Annotated in this window: 15 protein-coding genes and 1 tRNA gene; 7 read left to right on the forward strand and 9 right to left on the reverse strand. The window is 33.7% G+C overall.

The annotated features are described in order from the left end of the window. The first annotated feature begins 32 nt into the window (after window positions 1–32). Window positions 33–117 (forward strand) — tRNA-Tyr (locus BM088_RS10820). Between the two features lie 6 nt (window positions 118–123). Here the strand turns inward: BM088_RS10820 and BM088_RS10825 are convergent. After that, window positions 124–813 (reverse strand): M48 family metallopeptidase, encoded by a 690-nt coding sequence (locus BM088_RS10825; RefSeq protein WP_177208018.1) that lies wholly within the window; start codon window positions 811–813, stop codon window positions 124–126. 83 nt (window positions 814–896) lie between these two features. Here BM088_RS10825 and BM088_RS10830 point away from each other — a divergent pair, with 83 nt between their 5' ends. Beyond that, entirely contained in the window at window positions 897–2,552 is a 1,656-nt protein-coding gene (locus BM088_RS10830; RefSeq protein WP_091983571.1) for a tetratricopeptide repeat-containing response regulator, read from the forward strand. A gap of 91 nt (window positions 2,553–2,643) precedes the next feature. Next, on the forward strand, window positions 2,644–3,624 hold the full coding sequence (locus BM088_RS10835; protein WP_091983573.1) for an ion channel: 981 nt from the start codon (window positions 2,644–2,646) through the stop codon (window positions 3,622–3,624). Window positions 3,625–3,986: 362 nt separating this feature from the next. Here BM088_RS10835 and BM088_RS10840 read toward each other — a convergent pair whose 3' ends face one another. The 5 genes from BM088_RS10840 to pgi all read right to left on the reverse strand — a co-directional run bounded on the left by BM088_RS10840 (window position 3,987) and on the right by pgi (window position 12,263). Beyond that, entirely contained in the window at window positions 3,987–4,694 is a 708-nt protein-coding gene (locus BM088_RS10840; protein WP_091983575.1) for a SapC family protein, read from the reverse strand. Between the two features lie 240 nt (window positions 4,695–4,934). Further along, window positions 4,935–6,455 carry a tryptophan halogenase family protein gene (locus BM088_RS10845; RefSeq protein ID WP_091983576.1) on the reverse strand — a complete coding sequence of 507 codons (1,521 nt, stop codon included), beginning with the start codon at window positions 6,453–6,455 and terminating at the stop codon, window positions 4,935–4,937. A 59-nt stretch (window positions 6,456–6,514) separates the two neighbouring features. After that, window positions 6,515–9,109, reverse strand: coding sequence for a TonB-dependent receptor (locus tag BM088_RS10850; RefSeq protein WP_091983662.1), 2,595 nt, complete (start codon window positions 9,107–9,109; stop codon window positions 6,515–6,517). A 536-nt stretch (window positions 9,110–9,645) separates the two neighbouring features. Further along, window positions 9,646–10,356, reverse strand: a complete 711-nt coding sequence (pgl, locus tag BM088_RS10855) for a 6-phosphogluconolactonase (RefSeq protein WP_091983577.1) — start codon at window positions 10,354–10,356, stop codon at window positions 9,646–9,648. Window positions 10,357–10,619: 263 nt separating this feature from the next. Further along, a complete protein-coding gene (pgi, locus tag BM088_RS10860) occupies window positions 10,620–12,263 on the reverse strand; it encodes a glucose-6-phosphate isomerase (protein WP_091983579.1) in 1,644 nt (547 codons plus the stop codon). A 271-nt stretch (window positions 12,264–12,534) separates the two neighbouring features. Here pgi and BM088_RS10865 point away from each other — a divergent pair, with 271 nt between their 5' ends. Then, the gene (locus BM088_RS10865) at window positions 12,535–13,554 is read left to right on the forward strand and encodes a LacI family DNA-binding transcriptional regulator (protein WP_091983581.1); all 1,020 of its coding nucleotides are present in this window, start codon (window positions 12,535–12,537) and stop codon (window positions 13,552–13,554) included. Between the two features lie 37 nt (window positions 13,555–13,591). Here BM088_RS10865 and BM088_RS10870 read toward each other — a convergent pair whose 3' ends face one another. Further along, on the reverse strand, window positions 13,592–14,926 hold the full coding sequence (locus BM088_RS10870) for an ankyrin repeat domain-containing protein (RefSeq protein ID WP_091983583.1): 1,335 nt from the start codon (window positions 14,924–14,926) through the stop codon (window positions 13,592–13,594). 116 nt (window positions 14,927–15,042) lie between these two features. Between BM088_RS10870 and BM088_RS10875 the strand changes: the two genes are divergently transcribed. Next, window positions 15,043–15,222 carry a DUF2897 family protein gene (locus BM088_RS10875; protein WP_143085063.1) on the forward strand — a complete coding sequence of 60 codons (180 nt, stop codon included), beginning with the start codon at window positions 15,043–15,045 and terminating at the stop codon, window positions 15,220–15,222. A gap of 27 nt (window positions 15,223–15,249) precedes the next feature. Here BM088_RS10875 and BM088_RS10880 read toward each other — a convergent pair whose 3' ends face one another. Both BM088_RS10880 and bamC read right to left on the reverse strand, forming a co-directional pair. Beyond that, the gene (locus tag BM088_RS10880; RefSeq protein ID WP_091983587.1) at window positions 15,250–16,623 is read right to left on the reverse strand and encodes a YjiH family protein; all 1,374 of its coding nucleotides are present in this window, start codon (window positions 16,621–16,623) and stop codon (window positions 15,250–15,252) included. Window positions 16,624–16,772: 149 nt separating this feature from the next. Next, the gene (gene bamC, locus BM088_RS10885; RefSeq protein ID WP_091983588.1) at window positions 16,773–17,849 is read right to left on the reverse strand and encodes an outer membrane protein assembly factor BamC; all 1,077 of its coding nucleotides are present in this window, start codon (window positions 17,847–17,849) and stop codon (window positions 16,773–16,775) included. A 283-nt stretch (window positions 17,850–18,132) separates the two neighbouring features. On the opposite strand from bamC, the gene BM088_RS10890 reads away from it, so the two are divergent. Both BM088_RS10890 and bcp read left to right on the forward strand, forming a co-directional pair. Further along, entirely contained in the window at window positions 18,133–18,666 is a 534-nt protein-coding gene (locus tag BM088_RS10890) for a glycine cleavage system transcriptional repressor (protein ID WP_091983590.1), read from the forward strand. 18 nt (window positions 18,667–18,684) lie between these two features. Next, complete coding sequence (gene bcp / locus BM088_RS10895) at window positions 18,685–19,164, forward strand: thioredoxin-dependent thiol peroxidase (RefSeq protein ID WP_091983592.1); 480 nt, start codon at window positions 18,685–18,687, stop codon at window positions 19,162–19,164. Window positions 19,165–19,172: the final 8 nt, after the last annotated feature.

The following is a 19,172-nucleotide window of genomic DNA, read 5'->3' on the forward strand; positions in this document are numbered from 1 at the left end:
CATGAACAATAATATTGTTCGCCGCATACTGCGGAGGGGTTCCCGAGTGGCCAAAGGGATCAGATTGTAAATCTGACGGCTCAGCCTTCGGTGGTTCGAATCCACCTCCCTCCACCAGTTTCATTAAATTTCTAATTTTTTTCCTTCTATTTTCAACCAACTTTCAGCTTTTTTAACCTCACAACAATACTTATTTACAAGCGACCAAAATTCCTTACTGTGATTTAAATGTTTTAAATGTGCGAGTTCATGGATCACAACATAATCAATTACCCATTCAGGCGCTCCAGCAAGTAACAGATTAAAACTGAGTTGTTTTTTAGAATTACAGGCTCCCCATCTACGCTTATACCTTTTTAATTGAAAATTTACATACTTTAAATTCATTACCTCAGCCAATTCAATAACTCTTTTTTGTAGGTATATATTTAAAGCAGTCTTTAAGAATTCTTTTAATTGATTCTGATGATATAGCGCAAGATTTTTAACACGAGGTGAAGCACTCAAAACCAATTCACTACCATTAAACTGAGTGCTTGAATTTTGAGATACGATAAGTGTTAATTTAATAGTACGATCAAATAATTGAAACTCTCCGTTATCAAAAGCAGATTGCTTATGTTGACTAAAATATTCAGTTGATTTTTGCTGCTCTATTTTATCAATAATCCATTGATGTTTTTTATTCACTAATCTGTCGATATAACTTAGTGGGACAAAGTGAGGAGCTAAAACTGTAACTAATGTATTTTTTACATGTATTGCAATCGTTTTACGCTTGTAGCTTTTTTTTAATTGATAATCAATCGACAAAATAATCTCTAAATAAATTTATTACGCAGTTCTAGTCAAATAGTTTACTATTCATAATACATAAAGGCGAAACATAAAAGCGGATGCCAGAAAAAGAAATTATTGATTTCAAAGAAAGAAAAGTATTAATCGTTGATGATCAACGTTCTTTTCAAACTTTATTAAAAGGAATGTTATTTGGCCTTGGTGCTAGAAACATTCATTTTGCAGATACCGGTGAATCTGCAATTAAACAATGCATGGAAATTAAGTTTGACTTACTATTTATAGATTATAACCTTGGTTTAGGTAAAAATGGTCGCCAACTGCTAGAAGAATTAAGAATTAAGAAGTGCTTAGCTGTAGGTTCTATCTATATGATAGTTTCAGGTGAAACAACACGTCCCATGGTTCTAGGGGCGGTAGAAGCCGAGCCTGATGACTACCTAATAAAACCTTTTTCTCAAGGTGTTTTGAAAAACAGGATCCATAAAGTATTTAATAGAAAAAAAACCCTAAAGAAAACACTTTCTGCGATTTCAAATGATGATAAAGATACGGCTATTACTGAAGTCAAAAAAATTATTTCGTGTAATAATCGGTATAGACAATATTGTACAAAGTTATTATCAAACCTTTATAAGGAACAAAAAAATTTTGAACAGGCAGAACAATTACTAGTAAATGAATTAAATACCAAGCGAGTTGCTTGGGCACTTATATCTTTAGCTGATATTTTTTATCAACAAAAGTTATATCGCGATGCTTTAGCGCTTTGTAATGAAGTTTTACAACAAAACCGATTTCGTGTTGAAGCCCATGACATTAAAGCAAAGTGCTTATTAGCTCAAGGAGAGAAAAAACAAGCTTTAGACGTTATAAAAAAAAGTGCCGTTATTTCGCCCTATTCATTTACACGGCAATACTTATTTGCCGATATTGCACGAAAGAATAGCGCCTACAACAGCTTGATTTGTGCCTGTCAATCAGTTTTAGCTATGAGTAAACGCTCAATACATCAAAACATAGAACACCAATTGAACTACGTGCGTTCTTTACTTGATGCTGCTCAAAATACCGATAATGCACCAGATAAAGAGCATTATATAAAAGAAAGTAAATTAGCAATTCAGCAAGCCAAAAATGAGAAATCCTTATTTATTAAAACACCATTTTCTAGCTTTGAGGCTTTATGCCATGCACGAATAGATGCAGTTCAAGGGAAATTTTTAAGCGCTAAAAAAATCCTAGCGGATGCAAATTGTGTAATTGAAGAGAATAAAGAAACACTCCCTTACGATTTATACCCAGAATCTATTTTAACTTTATTACAAATTGGTGAGTTTGAAGCAGCATTTGAACAACAAGAAGCTTTAAAGCAGCATAATAAGAATAGCCAATTCGTTGAATCTATGATTCTGGATCAAACAAATAAAGCACAAGAAAATATTCGTATTTTTGAACAGCATAATAAAGAAGGTATAGAAGAATACAAAAAAGGTAACTTCAGCTTAGCAATTGAAGCTTTTGAAAAGGCGCTAGAGTATGCTCCCGTTAATACAGGTAGCGCCCTCAATTTAATTCAAGCATTGATACAAGTATTACAACATTCCAAAAAAAATCGCACTGAAGTTGCTCAAAAATGTTCTAATACCTTTAAATTAGTAGATGGTATAAAACTGCCTCATTTACATGAACAACGCTATAACGATTTAAAAGCTGATTTTAAACGTGTTTCAAAAACCCTCAAACATGAATAAGTAAATCTTATTTTAAATCACTATTTTTTAGCAAGGTTTCAGATCCCTGCTACCATTATATAAATATAAAACACTCCAATTTCTGATGCTTATGACCGAAAAGCCAAAATGCAGATTTCATAGCCCAACTAAACAAAAATGCCAAGAAACAGATATGGGCACAGGTTTTTGTTTTTGGCATGATGAAAAGTTTGATAAAAGTGGGCTAAATTTAAAAGATAAGCTTGAGCGATATGCAAAGTCCGGGGGCCTACTTCAAGGATTAAAACTTAAACGTGCAAATTTAGATGGCTTAAACCTTGTAAAACCAGGTTCAAAAGAAGGTTATGATTTAAGTGGCAGTGACTTTTATCGTGCAAGCCTAAAAGGAGCCCATTTATTCAATACCAAAATTGAAAACGGCTCATTAATGAAAGCTAATTTAAATGAAGCTAACTTACATTGTTGTAGTTTAAAAGACACTAACTTACTTGGCATAAAATTATTTAATACCAGAATTGATAATATAAATATAGGCATCAAAATATTACAACAAACACAAGCTCAAAGTGCCCTAAATGAAGGTAAAAAAGACATCGCTTTAGATTATTATGAACAATCAGAAGAGATTTATCGAGATCTGCGTAAAGCAGCTGAATTTCAAGGGCTATTTGAGTTATCAGGTAAATTCAGTCATCAAGAATTAATAATGAGGCGATACCGTTATCCCAAATGGTCAAAACGCAGAATATTTTCAAAGTTCATTGATTTATTGTGTGGTTATGGAGAAAAGCCACTTAATGTAATATTTTTCTCTTTATCCTTAATTTTTTGTTGTGCCATGTGCTACTTCGTTTTTGGTGTTAGTCAATCTAATCACATCATTCATTTTAGTTTACAAAACTCTACAGCCGATAATATATCAGCTTTACTCAACAGCTTATATTTTAGTGTTGTGACATTCACGACCTTAGGTTATGGGGACATAACACCAGTCGGATACTCACGTTTTATTGCTGCTTGTGAAGCCTTCTCAGGAAGCTTCACCTTAGCACTCTTTGTTGTAGTATTTGTCAAAAAGCTAACGAGGTAATTTTTTAAGTTGCAATTTGCATTTGACTGACAAAAAACAAGCACATAAAAGTAAAGCTAATAAGTCTCAAAAAAAATAGCTGAGAGCGTAATTTTTTAATTTCTTTACTTTTTTTAAACATTCTGAGTTCTAAAGCTCGGCAATATTCTTTATTAAACATAATAAATCTCCTTTGGAAATTCTGTGTCAATAATTAAGCTACATATAAATGAAGCATAATTGATGCCATTAAAGGTTAAAAAACTTAGGAGAATCGATTAGTAAAGTAATAGAAATGATTTGATAAGAAGTTGTATGGTGATGAATTTGAAGCTAGAAATAAAACCAAAAAATTGGGTTTTATTTCTAGATCTCAGTTTTTACTACATCTGCTCAGATTTTAATTTTGCTAAGCGGTTTATTTGATGCAAAGAAGTTAAAAATGAGTATATAGGACCTAAGAATCCGCGCTTACGGATATCTAAAAAGTCTTCATCAGATAATTCATTTAATTTTTTCTCATCAATTAAATGAATACCATTAATGTCTCTTTTTTCACCTTTAATTTCTAATGTGAGTGTTTGAGCTATTAACAATTCTTTTTCAGCTAAGTACTTTGAAAACCCAGCTGTAACTTGGGAAAATTCAATAAAATTAATTAAAGACTCTTTACGACGCTTAAGATAATCTGTTTCCTCACCTTTTTCATCGAATAAAGCGTGACCTTCATCTTCATTCACTAAGTCACTAGATTCATTGATGCCTACAAGTAATTTAGTTTCATCATTCGGATTTGTAGATAAAACAAATGGGTAACGTGTAAGTGCATGAGGAATGTATGCTCCTTGCCATTTGTCATCTTTCATAAATAAGTTTTCACCGGGCTCAAGTCCAAATACCACTACCGGTTGAAATTCACCTGACTCACCATTTTTAATAAAAACTAAAGGATATTCATTTGCAACACGAGAAAATTCATGGGCAACAACTGGAACCAAATGTTGTAATTTTGTAAACTCAACATTTAAGCCGTTTTTAATTTTTGTTTTTGCATGTTCTTTACTACGTAAAGGTTGGATATTATCCGCCATGAGTACTACTCTCCATAAAATTAAGATGCCACTACTTTGAATGATATACAGTAGCAATAAAATAAGTGCCTACATATTACATAACTTAGTAACCCAGTCAATTGATAACTATCAATGTTTATAAACTAACTCTTTATGCCTTTCCTTAAGATATAAAAAGAGACAGTTAGATTTATATTTGTACAATTTCCATTATTATTAATAACTATAAATATATCGTAAATACCAACTAACTAGTTGTTAATTTTTAGCTACAGCAGCCTTTAACCCCATTAACCAGTCTTTATGTGGCATTAGATATTTATCAGCCTTATTAACTAAAACATCATTACTTTTAATAAGAGAGTAACTCTGTTCTATTTCCATTTGAGTTAATTTCGTTGATTTAGTGTCAAATTTCATTCCATAAAGTACATAAAGAAAATTCTTATCATCAAATAAGTCAAAACGACTAAAAAAGTCTGACTGCTGAGGAGGTTGAAGCTTAAATTTTTGTAAACGCGCTTTTAACTCTTCAGAAATAGTATCTGGTTTTTGATTATCTAACCAAAACTGAGAGTCTCTTCTATCAGATATGCAATAATGTAACTTTATAAAGTCAACTACTTTCTCCCAAACATATGTAACAACTTTATTATAATAAGGAATCGATATATCTATATCTGATGCATATCTAGGAAAATTTCGCGCTAATAATTCTGCAGAAAAGTCAGATATTAATATTGATGTTGCTTCTAAAGGCTCAAGAAAACCTTGAGCTAACCCTAAAGCTACACAGTTTTTACTCCAAAACTCTTTTCGATAACCTATGTCCATTGAGATTTTTCTTGGTGAAATAGAGTCCTTAGGCACATTTAAATATTCAGCATAAAGACTCAAAGCCTCTGTATCACTCATATGTTGACTAGAATAAACAAAACCAGTTCCTCGACGGTTAATAAGAGGGATATCCCAAATCCAGCCTGCTTTATGAGCTGTAGCTGTTGTATATGGATTGATATTTTCATCATCTACTAAGGGCATTTGCTGTACAAGTACTGTATCGGTTAGCAACTCTTTAGCTTTACTTACAAATGGTACTTTTAATTCTTTATCAATTAATATCGAAGAAAAGCCACTACAATCAACATAAAAGTCAAAAGGTAACTCTGAGCCTGTATCAGTTAAAAGATGCGAAATATTAGCCTTATCATCTTTTTTTACTCCAACAATCGTTGCAAATTCATGAACAACATTGAATCTTTTTTGTGCGTTCTCAGCCAAAAGAGTAGCAAATTTGGTTGCATTAAAATGATAAGCATATGCTAAGTCACCTAAATATTCCCCTGAATTTTTTCTTTTAGGAGATAAGCCAAGTTCACATATTCTTGCTTGTATGCCGACATCATCAAAAGGACGACCCTCTCCTTGAGAAACCCAAAAAGGGCTTATATCAAAGCCTCCCGGATATGGTGTATCAAATGGGTGATAATAATAATTTTCGCCATGTGATTCGGGGTCTAGCCAATTAACAAACTTGATCCCTTGTTTAAAAGTTGCATCACAAGAAAGGAGTAACTGTGCTTCTGAAATACCAAATCGTTTTAACCCTTTCATCAAATAAGGTACCGTTCCCTCACCAACACCAATTGAAGGTACATCTTTTGACTCTAGAACAGTAATTTCAATTTCAGGATCAGCATTAAGCTCGACTCCAAGATGATTTGCCGCTAGCCAACCTGCAGTTCCCCCTCCAATAATTGCAATACGTTTTATTTTCATATTCTTCTCATATAAAAAAGCCCAGTCTAAACTGGGCTATTTTTACTCAAAAATAGCGTTTAAAAATTATAACTAACGCCTAACTTATAAGTAGTTTCACCTTTGAAAGACCAAATTGGATTGCCTTCTTGAAGTGCAGCCTTAACCTCTGTGCCAGCTGCAGCTGCACCATATTGAACATCATCTTCAGCGGTTAGGTTTACAACTTCAAGTCTTAGCGCAATATTATCATTCACACTCCAACCTAAAGTCACGTCTAAAGTTCCAAAATCATCATGCATGCGGTTACCGTAGTAATTACCATATTCACGCACCATATACTCTGAACGATAGTTATAAGCTGTACGCGCAGAGAATGTTTCATTCTCCCAATAGGCAACTAAGTTTGCACTGTGTTTTGAAGATTCAGTAAAAACACCTATATTATCGGTATAAACTTCCGCAGGAGCATCCGCATCTGTGTATGTATAATTTGCATTTAACCCAAAACCATTATCCCAAGCATGATTTATTTGAAACTCAATACCATCAATTGTACCACCACCAGCATTTTGGTAATTGTTAACAATCCAACTATCAGCAGGAGTATCCAAATCATTATTAACTACGCCAATTTGTTGATCAACTTCTGTAGTTGCTACAATAAAATTACTGATATCCTTAACAAAATAAGTCGCAGATACTAGATTGCCACTCCCATAATAATATTCCAAGCTTAAGTCAGCCTGTGAAGATTTCATAGGTAATAAACCAGGATTACCATAAGTAATTTGCTCATTTCCACCACGATCATCAGGATAACCCGCAGAGCTTGACAAAAACAAGTTATCATAACTTGGACGCGTAATAGCTTGACCCGCTGATGCACGTAAAATCAAGTCATCTTGTAAATCAAATGCAACATTTACACTTGGTAATACATCGCTGTAACTGTCTTTTATGCTGCTAACACCAGTACTCCAACCTTCATTTATTGCAAGATCATCTGCAGGTGAGTTATCAATGACATGACCACTAGAAGTGACATCAGTTTTTATATAACGTAAACCAAAGTTTCCGCGAAAACCATCACCTTCAAAAGAGAACATACCGTACAAAGAGAAGTTTTCTTCTTCAATTTTGCCATAAGCTGAACGACTATAAGCAAACTTATCAACTAAAGATAAAGTTCCATCAATCATTGCATCTAGGTTAGCTTTAGGAACAGTCCACTCATCATAACCTAATTTCATTGTGCCACTATATAGGTCTGAACTATTAAATGAGTTAGTTTTATCTGCATCATAAATGGCGCGATTTTGAGACTTTTCAAATTCATGTTCAGTAAAGCGAACTCCAGCTTCAAACTTATTGATAGCCCCTAAATCTAAGTCAAAATCAATATCAATTTGCACATAAGTTTCTTCATCCGAGTTAGGACCTTGAATACCAGTCCACTGAGATGTACCTACAGTTGTGTCTAATTGATCAATACCAAAGCCCATATCACGTCCATTGATATCAATTTGCTTACCTGTGGCATCAACAGTACCAGCCCATTGAACTTGATTAAACTTATCACCCCACCAGCCATAGCCAAAGTTTGCACTCATTTGAGTACCACCTTCTGCCTTGGTATTTCCCGCGATTACTTCTAAAGTAAAACCTTCACCTTCATACTTGGCATTTAGTTCAAAAGTATCAGAAGTCATCTCACCTTTACGAGCCCAATTTTGGAAGAAAACTCTTGAAGGATCACTCTCGGGTGTTACACTTAAAGTACAAACACCAGCGGCATTGAACTTCTGACAATTAGAGTCTCCATCACCCCAATCTGTATCAGTATTTATGTACATATTAGCACCAATACTATCAGCACCTAATTCCAAAGAGAGTATATGCGCACCAAACTCTAAGTTATCGGTTGGCCTATATTGGAAAGTTGCGTCTAATGCTGTACGTTCCTGTTCTTGAAGAAAGCTAGATGGCTGTATAGATGATCTACCACCCCAATCTAAATCAGCTTCAGTTCCAACACGTAGATATTCGCGGTCAACATATGATCCAGCAACTAAAACACCAAAAGTTTCTTCATCATTTTTCCAGCTATATAGAGCCGAAACTTCCGGTGATACTTCTTCATTAATAGTTCCATATTCACTTTTTGCTGAAGCAAATACAGAGTTAGCTTTCATATCAAGTGGCTTACGTGTTTTAACAATTACAGTACCACCAATACCACCCTCAACTAAGTTAGCTTGGGTTGACTTATAAATTTCCATACCACCGATCAATTCAGATGGCAGCATAGAATAATTAAAGGAGCGATCTATATTTAATTGATCATACCAGCCTGTAGATGCTACATTTTGACCATTTAATGTTGTTAGTGTCATCACAGGATCCGTACCCCTTATAGATACGGACGAGCCTTGACCAAATGAGCGTCCAACTGTAATTCCAGGAACACGACCTAGCGCCTGACCAACATCAGAGTCTGGAAATTTACCGATATCTTCAGCACTCACAGCATCAATTACCGCATTTGAAAATCTTTTTGAGTTTATATTGGCTTTATTCGAAGCGCGTAAACCGCGTACTTCAATGACTTCTACATCTTCTTTAATTTTGACTTCATCAGCCGCAAATACTGAACCGCTAAAACCAGCGCTCATTGCAAGACCAATATTAACCGCTAATATATTTCTTTTAAATTTTTTAGCTAACACAGGATTCCCCTCGAATCATTTAGTTATATTTATTCACTTTCTGCCCAGTGAAAATGACAACGCTGTCAAAACTCATCCAAAATAATTGACAACGTTGTCATCTAGATACAAACCATACACATAAAATCACATCTTTGCTACATTTATTTTGTGTTTTTCATACAAAAATAGCGTTAAATTTCATCACTTGTTAAAACAAACGATGAACATAATTTAAATCAGCTATTTATATTTTTACATTCTGATATTGTACCTGCAAGATATTATATAATGTTACCCTTGTGTGTAAAGATGTAACCCATCGATAATTTATCATTATAGGTACTATAATATATTTTGATGATGCTCATTAACTCAATTAAAGATTTTAATATTAGGTATTTACGAGGATTTATAAGAATAAGATGAAAGGATAAATTTTATTTGGGAAAAGATAAGATTTACTATATTAATACAAAATAAACCTTATCTAGATAATAATATTATGGTGCCCAGTATACTTCAACAGTCACTTCCGTTTGATTTAATATAGCACGTAGTGGCATATCTTTTATTTCACCACTCATTTTTGCTTGTTTATAAACAGCGAGTTTTTCTTCGCCACTTATAAGTAATTTAACAACTTTAGATTGTTTTATTGCATGTAAAGTTAATGATAATCTTTGTGTGATATCACCCGTCACATCACTTTTAATCGCATCGATTGCACAAACAAAATCAGTTGTTGTTAAAGCATGTTCTAGTCCTTGTGCATTAGGGAACAAGGATGCTGTATGACCATCAGGTCCCATGCCTAAAATTGTAATATCAAATGGTTTTTTTAGTTTTTTGAAAGTTAGTTCACATTCTACCTGTCCTTCTTGAGCAGTAATATGTGCGTTTTTCATCGATACAAAGTTTGCTTTTAGGGCTTCATTTTGTAGTAATGTTTCTTTTATGAATGTTTCATTACTTTTTTCATGGCTTGGGTCTACCCAACGCTCATCGACCATAACAACATCAACTTGATCCCACGCTAGCGGTAAATGGGATAACTGTTGATAAGCTGGTTTTGGAGAAGACCCACCTGATACACAAATAACAGCACGCCCGTCATCTTTAATTCCTTGCTCTAAACCTTGCTCAATACTCTGTGCCAAATCAGCTGTTAATTCAGTTTTAGAATTAAAAAATTTCTCAATGATATTATTCATTTTTATGTCCTAGATCCAAGCAATGGAATTTATAAATACAATAAGTTACAGTTTTATACACGATTTAGGGAAATCTAAATGAAAAATTATAGATATGTATAAAAGAAGAAGATAATAATATGATTATTGTTTTGACGCTATCTAAGAATTGCGCTCTCATCTAAGTAAAATACAAAATGAGTAAAGGGAGCCTGTGTTCCTCTCACAAAATCACAGGTCCCAATATCTCCAGCGCTACCCGTTCAAGGTATTCTATTTAAACTTTAAGCTCTTTTATTTTTAAAGTAACTAATTAGGCCATTTGTAGATGAATCATGCTCCGCACTCACATTATCATTTTCTAATTCATTCTGAATTTTAGAAGCAAGCCCTTTCCCTAGTTCAACTCCCCATTGATCAAATGAACAAATTTGTAATAAAATACCTTGGCAAAATATTTTATGTTCATATAAAGCAATCAATTTGCCTAAATGTTTTGCATCAACTTTGTCCAACAAAATTGACGTTGTTGGTCTATTCCCTTTATGTACTTTATGCTGAATTAGGCTTTCAATATCCGACAGTTCTTGGCCTTTGCTTGATAGCTCCTGTCTTACTTGCTCTGCGGTGACACCCCCCATTAATGCTTCCGTTTGGGCAAAGAAATTTGACATTAAAATTTCATGATGATTATTCACTTCTACCACAGGTTTTATTGAACCAATAAAATCAGCCGGTATAATTGTATTACCTTGATGTAAATATTGATAGAAAGCATGCTGACCATTGATCCCTGTCATACCCCATAATAATGGTACGGTTGTATATGGCACACTCTCACCTGTGAAAGTAACAGACTTACCATTACTTTCCATTTCGGCTTGTTGCAAATAAGCAGGTAGCATATGCATAGTTTGATCATATGGTAATATTGCCTGAGCTTTAGCACCCAAAAAAGTGGTATTCCACATGCTCAACAAAGCCATGATCACAGGAACATTTTCACTCAAATCTGCATTTTTAAAATGTTCATCCGCTTCAAATGCTCCTTCAAGCAATTGGATAAAAGCATCAAAACCTAAATAAAGGGCAATAGGTAATCCAATAGCTGACCACAAAGAAAAACGTCCACCAACCCAATCCCACATTGTAAAAACATTTTCACTGCTAATACCAAACTCAGCTGTTTTTTTGAGGTTAGTGCTCACAGCAACAAAGTGTTTTGCTATTGCAGTATCATCTTTTGCAACTGATTTAAGCCATGCAACTGCCGTTTTAGCATTTGCCATAGTTTCAGATGTTGTAAAGGTTTTTGAAGAAACAACAAATAAGGTTGAAGCTGGGTTCAGCTCTTTTAAAACTTTAGAGATTTGTACACCATCAGCGTTAGAAATATAATGAATGCGTAAAGTTTCATCGGCATAGTTTTGCAGTGCCTCCGTTGCCATTTGAGGGCCTAAATTAGAACCCCCGACACCAATACTTACAACATCAGTAATCACTCTCCCCGTATAACCTTTCCATTCACCACTGCGAACTTTATTAACAAAAGCATGCATTTTGGATAATTCAGCAGCTATTGCTTGAGATACATCTTCACCATTGACATAAATTGGAGCACAACTACGGTTACGCAGCGCAACATGTAATACAGCCCGATTTTCAGTGAAATTAATTTTTTCACCTGCAAACATTTTATCCCGCCAAGCGGTTAATTCTGTTTCTTGCGCTAATGACTGTAATGCATTCATTTCTTTTACGGTAATTAAGTTTTTAGAATAATCAAACAATAAACCAGGTAATTGAATTGAAAAGTGTTTGAAACGTTGCGCATCTTCAGAAAACAACTGCTTCAAATGAACATTTTTCATTTCTTCTGCCAATGTTTCTAGTGACTGCCAACTAGACAACTGGGAACGACAACTCATAATTTTTCTCTACCTGTATTAATTTGCAAATATCGCGTAATGGCCTATTTTAACAAAATATTCTAATAAGTGATAACCTACTATCTGGTTTGCCCTAATCACGTTTATGATAACAATATGTTAAAATGACAACGCTGTCAAATTCATTTTTAAAGAATTACCATATGAATTGATTATAAATAGATTAAAACTATGCCATAGTGCATACAATCACAATAAACTTAGTAAAATGCGCAGTAATTACATTTTACTTTTAATAAAGTTAATAAAAATGAAAGTCACAATTAATGATGTTGCCAAATTAGCCAGTGTTTCAATTAAAACTGTATCTAGAGTTATTAATAATGAACCATCTGTTCGTAAAGCAACTTTTGATAAAGTAATGGAAGCAGTTAAGACGTTAAATTATCAACCTAATTTAGCAGCACGCAATCTAGCTGGGAGTAAATCCTTTACCATAGGTTTAGTTTATGACAATCCAAATGCATATTATGTTTTAGATATGCAAAACGGTATTTTATCATGTTGTAAAAGTGAAGGTTATGAATTACTTATTCATCCATGTTCATATGCAAAAGACGACATGATTGAAGAGTTAAAAACCATGATAAACAGAGCTCGTATTTCTGGGTTAGTACTTACGCCACCTCTTTCTGAAATTAATGAAGTAATAGATATGCTTGATGAGCAAAACATTCATTACGTTAGAATATTATCTGGCCAAGAACTAGATCCCGCACAAACTGAATGTATTTATGTAAATGATCACAATGCTGCTTTTCAAATAACCGAGCATTTAATTAGCCAAGGACATAAAAGCATTGCTTTTTTAAAAGGAGATAAAGGCCATAAATCTACACGAGAAAGGTTATCAGGTTACAAAGAGTCATTAGTATCCAATAATATCAAGGTCGATGAATCACTCATTTTAGAAGGTGAATACTCATTTTCTTCCGGTGTTGAAAATGCTAAGAAAATAATAAATCAAGATAAATCTGTGACAGCAATTATTGCATGTAATGATGAAATTGCTGCTGGTGCTTTATTTGCAGCTCGATTAATGGACATAAAAATACCAGATGAGTTATCAATATCTGGTTTTGAAAACTCCCCCTTCTCAAGACAAACCTGGCCAAAGCTTACAACTGCAAATCAATCAATTGAAACAATTGCACAAAATGCAGCAAAATTGTTATTTTCAAAAACGCGAGGTCAAAGAAATAAAGATAAAGAAATTATCAAAACTTTCACACCTGAATTAGTAATAAGAGACAGCACAGGCCCTATTTAATAAAAAAAGTCACACTATGATAATAGTGTGACTTAATTTAAGTTAATGCAACAATTATAACGACAAGCAAAAGCATTAACTGAGATATTAAACTAAAGGGTGATATAGCGCGTAATAAGGATAAACTCCATGGATGCTTTATATCAGGATATAGACTACAACGTTTTAAATTCATAGCAAAAAACATTAACAACATAGACACAAGCGCTAAAATAAAAGATAACTCACTTTTTAGATCAAAGTCTGGTTCAAAGAAAAAGAACAACTGAACAGGTAATAAAACACCAATAAATGCATGTATAGAATGAACCAAGTTTATGCGCTTAAACTGCTTTGGTTTACTCAATTCTTTGATCCCAAACTGGGACTCCAAAAATTGAACAATTTGTTTATGTTCTAACTCTACCGCCAAGCCATACGCAGTAAACTCTAAGTTATTTCTAATTGTAAAATCAATGTTTTTCTTTAATAAGAATTTAATTGCAAATTCGTTTTTACATATAACTGCATAATGTAAAACAGTATTTCCTTGATTATCTTTTTGAGTAAGCAGTTCTTCGTTACATAAGATCTCTAGTACATCTAAAAAACCTCGCTCAACAGCCCACATTAAACATGTTTTACCATTTTCATCAGCAAGCAAGCCTTTGGCACCTTGTTCCATAAAACGTTTACAAATACTTTGTTTTGCAGAACTTTGTTTTAATTGCTCTAATAAAGCGCTCTCTAATAATATACCTTTAGAATCATCAGGCTCTAATTGCGCTAAAAATTCAAATCTATCTTCGCCCTGCAATAATTGTTCAGTAAATAAACTTATTAAAGCCTGTTTGTCCATAACACTTTTATTCAAAAATGGCATTAATAAAGGATGTAATTCATCATAAGATAAAAGTGACATTACATCAGATGTTGACAACTGTAAGCCTTGTTCTAATAATAACTTCAGCACGTTTAAAAATCGTTTCTGTTGCGCTAGACATGCTAAACTTAATTTTGATTTTATGACCATTTGAGATTCTAAGTCGCTATAGCCACTCAAACGTTCTAGCAATAATAAAGTAATTTGTTCATCATTTCCTAGCTGAAGTTTTAAATCTTTAAGTACTGATTCAATATATTTATAAGCAAGATCATCAAAATCACTTAAATGTTGGCAATCAGTGCTATCAAACGGTTCCGCTGGCTTTTGCCATAATAAGTAATAAATAGGCGGTAAGCTGATACTACAAACGCCTTGTTGATCTATTGACTCTTCGCATTTTGGCCAAGCTTCTAAAGCATCTAAAATAAAGGCGCCATTTTGTTCTAATAGTCCTTTTAACAACAAGACATATTCTTCAGGCCAAATTAAGACATTTTCTGTCTCCAACTGCTCACTCCAACAAAAATAAATTATTTAATAATAAGAGGCTTAGTTTAACAGGCTTTTATACCCAAACAACTTCAAAATGGTATTATTAACCTTTATCAAAGAGGAAATTTATTGTGGAAACCTGGAAAGTTATTTTGATCATAGCGATAGTATTCGCGGTTGTTTGGAGCAATATTGCTTTATTAAAGTATTCAGCAAAATTTGATATCAAAAAATTTAATCAAGATCCAACAGAAAAGGCAAAAGAAGCACGTAAAAAACAAGAAGAGAAAACGAAGAAACCCCACAAATAATGCAGAGTTTCTTCTTTCATTCAATCATTAAACTAGCCAATGGGCCATTAATGCTATTACAGGCAGAGTCACTAAGGTACGTAATAAAAATATAAGGAATAACTCCCAAAGACTCACTGGAATTTTGCTACCTAAAATTAGAGCGCCTATTTCAGACATATAAATAAGCTGGGTTACGCTCATAGCAGCAATCACAAATCGCGTTACATCACTTTCTATAGCGTTTGCTGCTAAAATTGAAGGAATAAACATATCTGCAAAACCAACAACAATGGTTTGCGATGCTTGTTGGGCTTCAGGTATTTGTAATAACTCTAGTAGCGGAATAAATGGCATACCTAACCATTGAAAAAATGGCGTATATTCAGCAATAATTAAAGCAAATGTACCAATAGCCATTACAACCGGCAATACAGCAAATACCATATCAACCGCGTTTTTTATGCCCTCTGTTAAAGTACCTTTAACACCTTGTGCATTATAGGCTTTTGTTAAAGCAACCTGCAGGCCATGTTTAAATAATGTTTTTCCTTCAGGTAAAGCTTCCGGTTCACCTTTTTTAATAGTGCCATCAATGTATTCATCTTTTTTATTCCTAAGAGGTGGTAGTCTCGGAACAATTAAAGCCGCAACGACTCCTGCCAAGCATACAGTCAAATAAAATGGCGCAAATAAATGCTCTAACTTTACCTGCCCTATTACAACTAAACTAAAAGTAATTGAAACAGCAGAAAAAGTCGTTCCTATTATAGCAGCCTCTTTTTGTGTATAAAATTTTTCTTCATACTGTTTTGATGTCATTAATACACCAACGCTACCATCGCCTAACCATGATGCAACACAATTAACTGAACTCCGTCCTGGTACTTTGAATAAAGGGCGCATCACTTTTGTCAATAAAGTGCCTGCAAGTTCTAACAAGCCAAAATTAAGCAATAAAGGTAATAATAAGCCTGCTAAAATGAAAACTGAAAATAAAACAGGCATTAAATCATGCAAAACTAATGTTCCTGTACTTCCAGAATGGATTGCATCAGGGCCTATTTTAAAAAATGTCATTGAAACAAAAATCATACCTGTTATACGAGTTGCAAGCCAAATAAGTGATACATCTAATAAATGACGCATAAAATCATTTTTCATAATCATTTTTGGTTTAAATAGCTTTACGATTACACTCAATACTGCAGTTGTTGTAATGACACCCATAACAATATGCGTTATGTATTCACTTGAAAAATTTTGTATTTCTTTGGCTAATACTGCAATAGGAATTGTAAATGCATCACCCATTTGAACAGGTGTCATAAATAAAAATACACCAATTAACGAAGGTACAATAAAAGTCATGATTGTACGCCAATGATATAGCGCTTGATTATCGACTTGTTCTGAATTCATAAATAAACCTATGTTTATATCAATTCCATTACTTAAACTTCTGAGTAATAACGCATTTAAGTAATGAAATTGCTTACCTAATTAAACATAAAAGAGCGCTATTTGCGCTCTTTTATATAGTTAATATAAAAATAACTTTCATGTTAATTCTAAATTTCAATACCTTGCTTACGTAAAGCTTTAACTAATGCTTGCTGTAAATCATTCATAGTACCGGGTTCTAAAGTTTCACCTTGTTCATCCATCCAGGTAATACTTGTGCCACCTGAATTATTTTTATTTAACAAAATCTGATATCGCCCCATTTCAAGTGGTAACTCAGCCACATCGTCTCCCCAAATAGAATCCCAAACACTGGCGTCTGGTTTTTCATATGTAGCAGTAATTAATCCTTTATTATTATCCAATTCATCTATAGTGAAATTTAATTTTTCAATAAATGTAGAAAAACGTTCAAAAACGTCTTTATAAGTTTGCTCAGTCACTAAAGCAGCATTCCCCTGATTATCAAACCCGAGCTCTAAAGAAACAATCCCACTTTGTTTTTTAAGTTGGACAGCCAATTGACGATATTTAAAATCAAAATGGCTCACATATGCATTTAAGGCTGCAATTTCTAATTGTTGACGTAACACAGGTGTGAGTGTTTGATCTTTACTTTGATAATCTAATAACTGAGTCTTAATTGAAGCAGTTCTTTGATGCTCTTTTTGCTCAATAATAAACTTAAACTTTTGCTTACTGATCTCTTTATCACTTTCCCAAAACCATTCATCCCAAAATCCAGGTTCTTCAACATCATAAATAGAGTACCAATCAGTTTCCAGCTCTCCTTTTGCTTCATTTTTCTGCGTTGCTGACACATTCTTTTCCGCTAAGAAACCGTTTAGAGTTGTCCATAGAAATCCTTTAAGATCATCAATACCGTCTGATTTGTCAAAAAAGATACGTGATGTTTTGTCACCTTCTTCAACCCAACTCCCCGAAGCGACATTAAGAACTTGCGCAGGAGGTGAAATCATATCATTAGCCAGTGCTTTAGAGTATTGCGCTGGTGTCATTACAAACTCAGGATCTTGATAAGGTTTATTCAAATCCGATGGTACTTTAATATGCTCTGATACACGGTAATTTTTTTCATCATGGGCATTATCTATAAAAACACTACAACCAGTTAAGGCACTAATAACACCTAATACCAAACTTTTACGGATCCAATACTGCACTTACAATTCTCCTTAGCACGCCAATTTTATTAACTATTATATGAGTCAGTCATGCTCTATTTGGTTCAAAATTTGATTCAAAAAAATTATACCCTCATACGGTTTGTGTATAATTTAAACTTACCGTGTGAAAATCATTCATTTATTGCTTCAAAAGCGATTAAATAAATATAATTGAGCAACATACTACTTTCCTACGCAGTTAAAAACAAGAATGAGAGAGTGTTTCTATTTCTGATGTGCTAAACTTCGCGACCATTATAGGGGCACACGGATAAAATAAATGTCTGGATTTTCAAATCAACAACTCGTCTTAACTGCGATTGGTGATGATAGAACTGGAATTGTCGCGCAGTTAACAGAACTTGTGAGTGAATGTAGCTGTAACATAATTGACAGCCGTATCGCCATTTTAGGCAATGAATTTTCAATTATAATGCTTTTATCAGGTGACATGTCAGCCATTAGTCGCATAGAACATACTATCCCAGTTAAAAGTATGGAAATGGGGCTGTTAACCATGATGAAACGCACTTCTAATCGAACTGGCAGTGAATTTTGTGCAGGTTATACCTTAGAGTATAAAGGGTTAGATTCAGTTGGTGCTTTAAGTAAAGTAGCTGCTTTTTTAGCAGAAGATAATATCGACATTTGCTCTTTAAAATCTGATACATACGAACAAGATGGGCAACTTTACATGTGCTCAATGTTAGAAATTAATGTACCCGTTGATAGCGCACTTGATAGCTTTAAACTTAAATTTGAAAATCTGTGCACTGATTTTAAACTTGAGTCTATATTACGACGCATTCGCTAATAAAAAATAGGAATAATTATGAATACCTTAGTTGCGGGTGATAAAGCCCCCTTTTTTTCATTGCAAGATCAAGACGGAAAAACGGTTGTACTTGCTGAATTATTAAAACAAAATCAGGTTTTAGTCTATTTTTATCCAAAAGCCATGACGCCAGGATGTATCATTCAAGCGGAGCATTTACGTGATCACAAAACACAATTAGCTCAGCTGAATACTTTAGCGATTGGAATTAGCCCAGACCCAGTAAAAAAACTTAAAAACTTTGAAACCAAAAAAGAACTAAACTTTACATTATTGTCAGATGAAGATCATGCAATAGCTGATGAGTTTGGCGTTTGGGGATTGAAAAAGTTTATGGGTAAGGAATATGACGGGATCCATAGATTAAGCTTTTTAATATCTCAAGATGGCACAATAAAACATGTTTTCAATAAATTCAAAACTAAAGAACATCATCAAGTTGTGATCGATTTTTTAACCCAAAATAGCTCAATTTAACTTTAGTC

Source organism: Pseudoalteromonas denitrificans DSM 6059 (assembly GCF_900112265.1).
In the GTDB taxonomy this organism is placed as follows: domain Bacteria; phylum Pseudomonadota; class Gammaproteobacteria; order Enterobacterales; family Alteromonadaceae; genus Pseudoalteromonas; species Pseudoalteromonas denitrificans.